The 11,545-nt window shown below is 38.6% G+C and carries 12 protein-coding genes; 8 read left to right on the forward strand and 4 right to left on the reverse strand.

Going from position 1 to position 11,545, the window contains the following annotated elements:
• Positions 1-73: 73 nt before the first annotated feature.
• Complete coding sequence (locus J2X07_RS00960) at positions 74-1,354, forward strand: M48 family metallopeptidase (RefSeq protein WP_310255667.1); 1,281 nt, start codon at positions 74-76, stop codon at positions 1,352-1,354.
• 259 nt (positions 1,355-1,613) lie between these two features.
• On the opposite strand, the gene motB is transcribed toward J2X07_RS00960, so the two are convergent.
• Together motB and motA are read right to left on the reverse strand one after the other, a co-directional pair.
• A complete protein-coding gene (gene motB / locus J2X07_RS00965) occupies positions 1,614-2,399 on the reverse strand; it encodes a flagellar motor protein MotB (RefSeq protein ID WP_396193570.1) in 786 nt (261 codons plus the stop codon).
• Positions 2,383-3,168 carry a flagellar motor stator protein MotA gene (gene motA, locus J2X07_RS00970; protein WP_310255672.1) on the reverse strand — a complete coding sequence of 262 codons (786 nt, stop codon included), beginning with the start codon at positions 3,166-3,168 and terminating at the stop codon, positions 2,383-2,385. Before motA ends, motB begins: the two co-directional genes overlap by 17 nt.
• Positions 3,169-3,392: 224 nt before the next feature.
• On the opposite strand from motA, the gene J2X07_RS00975 reads away from it, so the two are divergent.
• The 6 genes from J2X07_RS00975 (at position 3,393) to J2X07_RS01000 (ending at position 9,311) form a co-directional block, all read left to right on the forward strand.
• Entirely contained in the window at positions 3,393-3,965 is a 573-nt protein-coding gene (locus J2X07_RS00975) for an RNA polymerase sigma factor (protein WP_310255674.1), read from the forward strand.
• Complete coding sequence (locus J2X07_RS00980; RefSeq protein ID WP_310255676.1) at positions 3,943-4,677, forward strand: anti-sigma factor; 735 nt, start codon at positions 3,943-3,945, stop codon at positions 4,675-4,677. The genes J2X07_RS00975 and J2X07_RS00980 overlap by 23 nt, the downstream gene beginning before the upstream one ends.
• A gap of 241 nt (positions 4,678-4,918) precedes the next feature.
• Positions 4,919-6,298, forward strand: coding sequence for a copper amine oxidase (locus J2X07_RS00985; RefSeq protein WP_310255677.1), 1,380 nt, complete (start codon positions 4,919-4,921; stop codon positions 6,296-6,298).
• Positions 6,299-6,370: 72 nt separating this feature from the next.
• Entirely contained in the window at positions 6,371-7,012 is a 642-nt protein-coding gene (locus J2X07_RS00990; RefSeq protein WP_310255679.1) for a class F sortase, read from the forward strand.
• A gap of 69 nt (positions 7,013-7,081) precedes the next feature.
• Positions 7,082-7,627: a TlpA disulfide reductase family protein gene (locus tag J2X07_RS00995; protein WP_310255682.1), complete on the forward strand. Its 546-nt coding sequence runs from the start codon at positions 7,082-7,084 to the stop codon at positions 7,625-7,627.
• 247 nt (positions 7,628-7,874) lie between these two features.
• Positions 7,875-9,311 carry an ATP-binding protein gene (locus J2X07_RS01000; RefSeq protein ID WP_310255684.1) on the forward strand — a complete coding sequence of 479 codons (1,437 nt, stop codon included), beginning with the start codon at positions 7,875-7,877 and terminating at the stop codon, positions 9,309-9,311.
• An 82-nt stretch (positions 9,312-9,393) separates the two neighbouring features.
• Here the strand turns inward: J2X07_RS01000 and J2X07_RS01005 are convergent, their stop codons facing one another.
• Both J2X07_RS01005 and J2X07_RS01010 read right to left on the reverse strand, forming a co-directional pair.
• Positions 9,394-10,149, reverse strand: a complete 756-nt coding sequence (locus tag J2X07_RS01005) for a CAP domain-containing protein (protein WP_310255686.1) — start codon at positions 10,147-10,149, stop codon at positions 9,394-9,396.
• Positions 10,150-10,237: 88 nt separating this feature from the next.
• On the reverse strand, positions 10,238-10,771 hold the full coding sequence (locus tag J2X07_RS01010) for a histidine phosphatase family protein (RefSeq protein ID WP_310255689.1): 534 nt from the start codon (positions 10,769-10,771) through the stop codon (positions 10,238-10,240).
• 103 nt (positions 10,772-10,874) lie between these two features.
• On the opposite strand from J2X07_RS01010, the gene J2X07_RS01015 reads away from it, so the two are divergent.
• Entirely contained in the window at positions 10,875-11,510 is a 636-nt protein-coding gene (locus tag J2X07_RS01015) for a hypothetical protein (RefSeq protein ID WP_310255691.1), read from the forward strand.
• Positions 11,511-11,545: the final 35 nt, after the last annotated feature.

An 11,545-nucleotide genomic window follows, 5' to 3' on the forward strand; every position in this document is an offset into this window, starting at 1 on the left:
TTCATGATGCTTGTTCTAATTTGGACAAATTGACCTACATTTACTAGTAGGGCATAAAAAGGAGGCATCCATTTTGAGAAAATCCATTTTGTTTTTGGCGGGCTTCGCTATATATGGGGTATTGATGTGGTATTATCTTTTCCACGGTGCAAATTCGGCGTTGCCTGTTGACCTTAAAGGATCCGCGGCAGACCCGGCCATGTTTATGACAGATCGTGAACTGGAGTTAAGCACTGATTTTTCCAGGATCAAAGATTTTTTGTATTTTATCTCTGTTCCGCTTGAGTGGCTGATCTATTTGTTCGTTTTAGGTTTCGGTCTTTCACGCTGGTTTCGAAAAGCTTCTAGCGGGTTAACGAAGTTTTCGATTGTTCATACAGGTGTCTATGTTTTGCTTCTATCTTTTGCAAGCTGGGTTTTGACGTTTCCTCTTAAGTACTACAGTTTCACAGTTTCTAAAAGTTATCACATTTCTGTGCAGAGCTTCCATAGCTGGATGAGAGATAGTTTAGTGGACTTTTGGATCAGCTGGTTATTGACAACTGTTATGGTAGCTGTGATGTACTGGCTTATCCGAAAAAATGAAAAAAAATGGTGGCTTTACGCATGGATGCTTTCGATTCCATTCACGATCTTTATGTATTTCATTCAGCCGGTTGTCATCGATCCATTGTATAACGATTTTTACCCTTTAAAAGATCAGGTACTGAAAGAAAAAATACTGAAGATTGCTGATAAAGCGGATATACCGGCAGAAAACGTGTATGAAGTGAACATGTCACAAAAGACAAATGCTTTAAATGCTTACGTGAACGGTATCGGCTCCAACCTTAGAATCGTTCTTTGGGATACAACATTAAACAAATTGACTGATAATCAGGTGCTCTTCGTAATGGCTCATGAGATGGGGCATTACGTGATGAATCATCTTTACTGGAATCTGATTTCTTCTGTCATTCTCTCGTTCCTCGGCCTTTGGCTCGGAAATATGCTGTACCGGAAATGGATTGAGAAGTACGGGAAGAGCTGGGGGATAAAAGGTGTAGGTGATCTCGCTGCCTTGCCGGTGCTGCTGCTGATTTTCTCGTTATTAAGCTTTGCCGTTTCTCCAGTAGAAAATGCTGTATCCAGAAAAGCGGAGAGAGATGCTGATCTGTATGCGATTGAAATGACGAAAAATCCAAAAGCGGCGGTGGGAGCATTCCAAGAACTTGCAACTGTTTCATTGAGTGAGGTAAATCCTCCAAAAATCGTAAAATGGTTTTTGTACGGACATCCAACAATGCTCGAGAGACTTCACTTTTTAGATAGCTTTGAAGCAATCAAAACGAAAGAAACGAAAAAGAAGCAGTAAAAAAAGAACTTGAGGAGAAGTCCTCAAGTTCTTTTTTTTATTCACTGTTTTCTAAAGGATTGTTAGATTTAGCCTGTATCATTTCTCATTGGCAAGTTGATTGGAGAGCAAGGTGCGAGACTCCTGCGGGATCAGTGTGACAGGTGAGACCCTACAGGCGCAAAGCGGCAGGGAGGCTCACCGCACGCCCCGCGGAAAGCGAGCACCTGAAGCGGAAATCAACCACTTCTAAGAGCAACAATGAATGCGAACACCCTTTTTATTTTACAGATTTCAAATTCGCGTTCGGTAAAACCAAAACCTCAACACGCCGGTTCTTTGCTCGTCCTTCTGCTGTTTTATTATCTGCTTTTGGTCTGTATTCACCATAGCCACTCGCACTTACTTGATTAGGTTTTAATCCGGGATTCTCAAGTAAAACCCGCATAAAATTAATTCCACGAAAAGCGCTTAGTTCCCAGTTCGACTGGATATCCGGTTTGTTGATCGGAACATTATCCGTATGTCCCGCAATGACGATGTTACGTGGAGGAGTGGTAACAAGGAGCTCTGAGAGTTTCTTGCCGATTTCTCTTGAACCAGGCTTCACGATAGCACTTCCTGAATCAAATAGTGCATTGTCGAGTATCGTGATTAGCAGCCCATTTTCAGTAAGCTGGGTCTGCAAGCTTGATGTTAATTTATTCGATTGAATATAAGAGTTAATCTTCTTTTGAAGTTCTTCTAAAGCCTCTAGCTCTTTTTTCGCCTCTTCCAGCTGTTTTTGCTCTTCTTTTGATAACGCAATAGATTCTGTATCTTTTGGTATCGGATTTGTATCAGGAGTAGGAATCGTAGCCTGCTCCTCCATAACACCGGTACCGCTCGTAAATTCGTTTCTGAATGCACTTGCCATTTGTTTGAATTTTTGAGCATCGACTTCACTCATGGCAAACAGAACGATGAACAGGGCTAGAAGTAATGTCAGCATATCTGCATAGGGGATGAGCCAAGTTTCATCTACATGATCTTCATGGTGTTTCTTCTTTTTAGCCAACCGGACCACCTGCTTTATATTGATCACGTTCGCTGGTAGGAATATACGTTAACAGTTTTTCTTCCAATATTTTTGGAGAAGTTCCATCTTGTATAGATAACAAGCCTTCAATCATAATTTCTTTAATCATGATTTCTTTTTTCGACTTGCGTTTTAATTTGTTAGCGAATGGATGCCACAGGACATATCCAGAAAAAATTCCAAACAGCGTTGCGATGAAGGCAGCAGAGATTGCATGTCCAAGTGCTTCGATGTCATTCATGTTGCTCAGTGCAGCGACAAGACCAACAACAGCACCTAATACGCCAAGGGTTGGAGCATATGTACCTGCCTGCGTGAATATCGTAGCGTTGCTTTGATGGCGCTCCTCCATCGTTTCTAAATCCTTCATGAGAACATCCTTAATAAATTCTGGAGGCTGTCCATCAACGATCATTTTAATGCCTTGCTGCAAGAAAGGATCATCGACTTCTTCAGCCTTTGGTTCAAGAGCAAGCAGTCCTTCTTTTCTAGCAATCGTTGCCCATTCAATAAAGGTTGTTACAAGATCTTTCATGCTGATCAGCTTTTGTTCCTTGAAAAGGACTTTGAATAACGAAGGTATATTTTTTATCTCATTCATTGGGAAAGCAATTAATATAGCTGCTGCCGTACCAGCAAAAATGATGAGAAGTGCAGCCGGGTTCAGCAATGAAATAGGACTGACCCCTTTTAGTACCATTCCAACGCCTATTGCGATTACCCCTAAAATGATGCCGATTAAACTTGTGCGATCCATAATGATGTTCCTCACTTTATCTATTATTTCTAATTTGCTTCTAATGTGGTTGATATTACTTTATATCGGCTAGAAATAAGGAAACTTAATCATAAAAGATGGAAAAATAGTGATCCAAAGCAATCATTTCAACGTTATCTTTATACATCTATCCGTATAAAAGACAAATACTGCCTCATTTTGGTATGATGTAACTATTATAATGAGCAGTAAAGGAGACAAAGATGGGTAGACTTTCTGATTTAGAACTTTACATCCAAGTTCAACAAGAAAATAAAGAAGCCCTTGAACGGTTATATGACCGCTATGAAAAGCTATTGTTTTCTTTTTCATATAAAATGCTGAAACAACAAGATCTTGCTGAAGAAGCAGTTCAAGATGTTTTTATGAAATTATGGCGAAAAAAAGGAATTTATACAGAAGAAAAAGGGAAGTTCTCTTCCTGGCTGTTAACGGTGACCAGAAATGCCTGTATCGATCTAATACGGAAACAAAATAAAAATGAGGTCGAAATACTGGAAAAGGATATCGATTATGAGCGAACTGAAAGTGTGGAAGAAACCGTTACCTGGAACGAAGAGAGAGAAGGACTGAAAGAGGCTGTTTCCACTCTAAATGAAGAACAGCAGGATATTGTAGATATGTTTTATTTTAAAGGTTATTCTCAGTCGGATATTGCGGAAAAAAAACAACTGCCGCTCGGTACCGTTAAAGGAAGAATACGATTGGCACTCAAACACCTAAGAAAAATTTATTCAGAGAGGGGGGATAAATATGGAGCAGAAAGAATGCGATAAATTGCTGGATTATTATAATGGGATTTTAGAAGGTGAAGAAAAAGCAGAGTTTGAAGCCCATTTAAAGGAATGTTCGGCATGTCAAGAAGAGTTGGCTGAGTGGCACGAGCTGACGTCTGATCTGCCCTATTTATCAGAAGAGACAGAGCCTCCTCTTGGAATGAAGAAACGTATATTAACGAATGTGACCGCAGAAGATGCACAACAAGTGGTAAATGAGAAACCAATCGGTGCCGCCGCTGCTCCTATTCAATCAAAAAAACCAAGAGCATGGATGACCGGACTTTTAGCAGCAGGACTTCTCCTTTCACTTGGAACAAATGCTTATTTATTTATAGAAAATGATAAAAATGAGCAAGTGATTGAAGAACAGATGAGCAGAACGTTTAAAACGGTACAAATGTCGTCTGATCAAAGTGATTCTGCAGGAGTTGCGTCAATGATTCAAGAAGATAAAACGATGAAGCTTGTGATCCAAACTCACAATATGACAGCTTTAAAAGGTACTGAAACTTACCAAGTGTGGCTGATAGAAGGAGATAAAAAGTACAGAGCAGGATCATTTACACCAGATAAAAATGGAAATGGTGCTGTTGTTTATCCTGTAACATTTCCAGGTGAACATAAGTGGGATGCTGTAGCAATCTCACACGAGCCCACACCAAATAGCAAGCAGCCAAAAGGAACAATCGTGATGGCTTCCAATTTATAAATTTCCAGAAAACAACAACTCAAAACATGAGCTGTTGTTTTTTTGATAGAGCTTTAAATAATGCCGATACATTTAGACTTAATTTTTCAGCATTAGACTTAATCAGTTTATTAATAACAGACTTACCATGTCGTCAGTTCTGATTTTTTGTAGAAAAATCAAAAAAATTTAATAAAAAGTGATCCAAATTGAAATCCAGTCCGTTAGCTTATTGAAAATACAATTTAAAGGAGTGGTTTTGATGATAGGGTTACAAAATTCGCAAACAAGTTGGAAAAAATGGATGGTATCGGTACCGCTTGGATTATCACTAGCAATTTCATCAGCAGCAGGTGTCAGTGCACATGGAAATGAACATCACACAGCTAAACCGATGGTGGATACACCAGCTGTCGAATTGCGTTCAACATTGGATCAATTATTATCGGAACATGCTTATCTTGCTGTTGTTGCGATGCGTAAAGGTGTAGATGGAAAAGCTGACTTTGACGCAGCCGCAGGAGCATTGAATAAAAACACAGAAGATTTGTCAGCAGCAATCGGTTCAGTTTACGGTGACGAAGCTGGTGCTCAATTTAAAAAAATGTGGGGAGACCACATCGGATTTTTTGTAGAGTATTTCCAGGCAACTGCTAAAAAAGATGAAGCAGGGAAGAAAGCTGCATTAGACAAGCTTAATAATTATCGAGCAGACTTCTCCAAGTTTCTTGAAACAGCAACAGGAGAAAGACTTGAAGCAGGGGCACTTGCTGAAGGTTTGCAGATGCACGTTAATCAGCTGATAGGAGCATTCGATGCTTATGTTGCAGGGGATTATGCAAAAGCATACGAATATGAACATGAAGCTACTTCGCATATGTACATGGTAAGTAAAGGACTATCCAGTGCGATTTCTGATCAGTTCAAAGACAAGTTCGAAAACTCAAAAGCTGTAACACCGGCAGCAGATCTTCGCTCCAATCTGAATCAATTGATGACTGAACATGCTTCATTAGCTGTTTTAGCGATGCAGAATGGTATCGATGGATCTCCAGATTTTGAAGCGTCAGCAGCTTCATTAAACGAAAATACAGAAGCACTTTCTAAAGCAATCGGGAGTATATATGGAGAAGAAGCGGGTGCGCAATTTAAGGAAATGTGGTCTGCACATATCGGTAACTTTGTAGACTACGTGAAGGCGACGGGAGCAAAAGACGAAACGAAGAAAGAGGAAGCACAAAAAGCCCTTGATTCTTACCGAGCCGAATTTTCAAAATTTATTGAAACGGCAACGGAAGGACGCGTAAAGGCAGATGGACTTTCGCAAGGACTTCAAGAACATGTTAATCAGCTAACTGCTTCATTTGATGCTTATGCTGCAAAGGATTATGACACGGCTTATGAAAAAGCACGTGAAGCATATGCACACATGCTGATGCCTGCAAAAGGTTTATCCGGAGCATTTGTTGATCAATTTCCGGACAAGTTCCAAGAAAACATGCCATCTGATATGCCCAAAACTGGAATGGGCGGAATGAGTCATGAGAATGGAATGGCTGAACAATGGATGCTTTTAGGATTGCTTCCAGCAGCGGCACTTGTTATGTACATGGCTCGCAGAAAAATGGCAGAAAACAAATAACAAGTATTGAAAAAATAGTAAAGGAGAGGAGGATATTCCTTCTCTCTTTTTTAATAAAAGGATGTGATGATCTTGAATAGATGGTGGCTGGTCTGCCTTTGTTTGTTTTTCGTACTCTTATCAGGCTGTTCATCAAAAGATACAGGAAAAGCGGCTGAGAATAACGACGTTTCTCAAATTGAAAGAAGTAAAGAAGCGATAAAAAACTCAAGTACAAAAGCATCTGCTAAAAGATATGATGGAGAAATCATTAAAGATAATAATACTTCAATCATACCGAAGACGATAGAAATCCCAGCTATACACGTTAAAGCACCGATCGAGCAAGTAGGAACTTTGAAAAATGGGCAGATGGGTGTGCCTGAAGATTTTAATGCAGTTGGCTGGTATAAGGACGGTTCTATGCCAGGAGAAAGAGGCAGTGCCGTTATGGCCGGACATGTAGACAGCAAGACAGGTCCTGCGGTTTTTTATAAACTCGAGGATTTAAAAAAAGGCGATAGAATCATGATCACTGACGAGGATGATAAGCAATTAACATTTGAAGTCGTACGTATAGAAGCCTATCCACGAAAAAGTGCACCCCTGGATAAAGTGTTTGGTTTTAGCTATCGTAAAAAGCTTAACTTGATTACGTGTACAGGGAACTTTAACAGAGATGTTGGAACACATGAGAAAAGGCTAGTTGTTTATACGGAGCTTGTAAATTCATGAAATTTTGCGAAATAGAACGCATTTCCTCTATACTAGTAACAGATTGAATAGGAAAAGAGGAATTTTGCAATGAAGTTTAAGCCGATTATCATCATTCTTATATTTGCTTTCCTAATTGGCGGTGCTGTCTATACAGCACAAATCGATACGAAACAAACAGAAAATACGGAAACCCCCGAAAAAAATAGCGGATTAAAACAAGGCAGCAAAGCACCTGATTTTACACTGAAAACGTTAGAAGGAAAGCAGATTTCACTAAAAGACTACAGAGGAAAAAAAGTGATTTTGAATTTCTGGGCGACTTGGTGTCCACCTTGCAAGGGTGAAATCCCTGAAATGCAGCGTTTTTATAAAGAGAATCATGAAAAAAATGTCGAAATTTTGGCTGTAAATCTTGCTTTTACGGAAACAAAGCCACAGAAAATAAAGGATTTTGTGAGGGATTATGGTATGACATTCCCTATACCTTTAGATGAAAAAAATACGATCAATAAGCAGTTTCGTGCAGTTTCTATTCCAACCAGTTATTTTATTGATGAGAAAGGAATCATAACAAATCGGCATGTAGGTCCAATGGATTATGATTTCATGAAAAGAGAAATAAAAGATATGTAGCTGTAAATGTTTGAAAAACCTTTGTATTTTAAATACATAGGTTTTTTTAAATGGCTATTATTAAAAACTTGAATATTTATACAGTTGAAACTAATTCAAAATACCTACATCAATTTATTGAAAAAATGGGAAAGTTGACCAATAGGGGAATACTTGAATTTGTCGAATTGGTGTAGATGGGTTTAAACAAACGCTTATAAGAATTTTATAGACGTATCCGAATTTGTTTATAAAAGGGGATTACTTAATGAACAAGCAATATGAAGAAGCAGAATTATGGCGTATTGCAGATTTTCATACCCATACATTGTCAAACTGCCCTATCCATCTTTTTGGATTGCGAAAAGATTCGAAGGGAAATTATACCTATACATATTCCGCAGGATCTATGTTCGATAAACTGGGGATATCCACCCCTTTACCTGGTGGCAAGCTTCACCAGCTTTATTCTGAAGAGTGGATGTCACAGTGGATTCCTCAAATCGAAAAGTCATTTGTAGGTAAGGTGGAGTTCGTTGATACAGACCTGCCAAACCAAATGATTAAAACCGTGCTTTATCCGGTAAAGGACAAAAATAAGATCGTAGCCGAAGTGGTGGGAACTTCATATATGCTTCCAAAGCAAGAAATGCAAAAGGATGGGGAAATTCAAAGTTTGCAAAGGTTTAAACAACTGTTTAATCATGTGATGGATGCGATAATTTTATGTCATCATGATTTTAGAATTGCCGAATTAAATGCTAAAGCATGTGAGTTATTGCGGATGGAAAGACATGACCTGATTAATAAAAATGCAGCAGATTTTTTTATGAAGAACGGTAAAATCATGGCTAAAAAACGCGAACATTTGATGAATAGCCAGAAAGTTTCTGGTGAATTTCGTTTTAAAACAGCTGACGGTATTTTTAAAGAAATTGAATACACTTGTGAAAAAGAAATTGTGGAAAATTTTTATGTCATTATTTTAAAAGACATAACAGAGAGGAAGATAACGGAACAAAAGCTCCTTAAGGCAGAAACATTAAATGTTGTTGGCGAGCTAGCAGCGGGAGTAGCCCATGAAATCAGGAATCCGCTCACATCATTAAAAGGATTTGTACAGCTTATCCAAAATCAAACAGGTGATTATGATCAGTATTTATCGATTATTTTATCTGAAGTGGACAGAATAGAGCATATTATAAAAGAATTTTTAGTTCTGTCCAAAAGCAATTCACAAAACTTTGAGCTGGCTAATGTAGGAGAGATTATCCAGGATACGGTTCAATTGTTAAACACGCAGGCAATCATGAGAAATATAGAGATACTGACAGAATATGAAGAGGATTTACCGTTGATTTATTGTGATCCAATGCAATTAAAACAGGTGTTTATCAATTTTGTCAAAAATGGTATTGAAGCCTCTGGCGTCGGTGGATGCGTCAAAATAGTGATGAAGAAAAAAAATAAAGAATCTATACAGATTCAAATACGCGACAATGGTTGCGGTATGGATGAGGAGGTTTTTAGGAATATTGGCAAACCATTTTATACAACAAAAGAGGACGGAACCGGTCTTGGTCTGATGGTTAGCAGCAATATCATTAAGCATCACAACGGCAGACTAGATGTACAGAGCGAAAAAGGAAAAGGAACAAATTTCATGATTACTATACCGATTCATACAGAAAATAGTACGGTTTGAATACAGTGCTGTTGTTTCACAAAATAAAAACTACCGAAACAAAAAAGCTGACTCATCTGAGTCAGCTTTCTTAGTAATAGTATTACCCTTTAAATTCTTGAACGAACATTTTACCATAAGGGCCGCCATCTACAATACCGATTCCAACTTTAGTGTAATCAGATTTTAAGATGTTTTCACGGTGACCTTGAGAGTTCATTAATGCTGTGTGAGCTGCGTCTACCGTTTGGTTGCCTGCAAGGTTTTCGCCAGCTGTATTGTACTCAATTCCAAATGTCTTCATCATATCAAATGGTGAACCATATTTTGGTGAATTGTGATCGAAATAGTTGTTGTCAATCATGTCTTTCGCTTTTACACGAGCCATTTTTGTTAATTCTGGGTCAGCTGTTAATGCTGGAACACCAGCTTTTTGACGCTCTTGGTTCACTTTGTCAAGCATTTGCTTCTCTTGTGCTGTAAGATCTGCACTTGCTTGAGATTGCGGCTGCTCAGTTTTTGGAGCAGGAGCTGCTTGAGTTGGCTGCTTAGGTGCTGGAGCAGGCGCCGCTTGTTGCTGCTTTGGAGCCGGAGCTGGAGCAGCTTGTTGCTGCTTAGGTGCCGGAGCTTGTTGCTGTAGCTGTGGCATCTGAGCTAGTCCCTTTTGAATTTGTTGCTGTAATTCCGGCGGTAAATTTTTAATAAGTTGAGCCGGATCAATTTGACCTTGTTGTAGCTGTGGCTGTTGTTGTGGTTGTGCTTGATTATTATTTAATGGGCATGATGCTGCCTCTGAAATTCCTGCGTTTGCGCCGAAAAGGGAAGCGCCTAATACTGATGCAATTACTATTTTTTTCATATTGTGTTTCCCTCCTAATAATTTATCCTACGTGTACATGTTTCGGGACTTTAGTAGGAGGGGTGGGGGTCTGGAAGCAACTACCAGTTTAAGGCACCCACAACTTGGACACGATGCTTTTTGAAGGCTCAATGAGATAAACATCCGGATTGGATAAGAGCTTCCACTCATTAAATCCAAACGATGTTTCAAACAAGCTAATCATCAAACTCATTAAGTTTCCATGAGTCACGATTAAAACATTGCGGTATGATTGTGATTCTAAATCATTTAAAAATGACCGGATCCGTTCTTTTGCTTCAAATGTAGATTCGCCGCCAGGGAATTTTAAATGTTCTTCTATATATGTACGTTTTAAATTTGTCATCCAATTTGGATCATCTTTGTTTGATAAGATTCTTTCAGTTAATCGTTCATCCAGCTGGATGTTGTAATTTTTATCGTCTGCAAATGGTTTGATCGTTTCAATCGTTCTTAAAAAAGGACTCGAAAAGACAGCGTCAAATTGATATTTTTCTAAAAATGAAACTAAATGGATCGCTTGATTTTTCCCTTCGGCTGTTAAAGCCGCATTCCTTCCTTGTCCCTCTGCTTTGCAATGTCTGACTACAATGATTTTCATAAGTGTCCTCTTTTCAGTGTGTTGTGCTTCTTTTTTCATTCGAGACGTTAAATGTGTTTCCTTCCCGAAAACTATAATTGGTTATATATAAAGGGGGATTAGGATGTATCCTGAATTAAATCATTTTAAGCAAATGAAAAAAGAATATGATGATGATCTAGCACGAGTCACTGAAAGATGGACTTTATTACATAAACAAAAAGAATGGGCATCAAATGAATATGAAGAGCTTCTGAATGCGTATGGGGTAAGAAATTCTAGAGTCACAATGGAAAACTTAACAGAAGTAAAAAACAAATATTTAAAGGCTCTCGAAAAAGAACGAGAGGCAATGGAAGAGCTGGACCAGCTGAAAGAGAGCAGAGATGACAGGCTCTCTGAATATTTAAAAACGGTCTATAAGTCACGAGACCGTGAACTTGATGCTGCTCAAAAAAGCATGGAGAAAAAAATAGATCAAATTGAACGTTTAAAAGCAGAATATTTAATGATGGTTCAGCAGATTCAAGAAATTCATGGATACAGGTTATCTGTTGAAAAGGAAACGAGTGATCTTGTTAACAGTTATCAGCCATCGTATACTCCGAAAGAAATTTTGCCATTATACCCTGAATTAACTCGAATGGAGATCCCATTGAATGACATTCAGTACGTTTTTCAAAAAGGTGAACTTCCAGACCATTTAAAAAAGTATGTACAGTTTAATGACCGTTCTATTATGAAAATAAAAAAGCCATAACCCTTTACGGAAGGGTTATGGAAAAAAAACCGAAC

Origin of the sequence: Fictibacillus barbaricus (genome assembly GCF_031457135.1) — a bacterium.
Taxonomy (GTDB): Bacteria; Bacillota; Bacilli; order Bacillales; family Fictibacillaceae; genus Fictibacillus; species Fictibacillus barbaricus_A.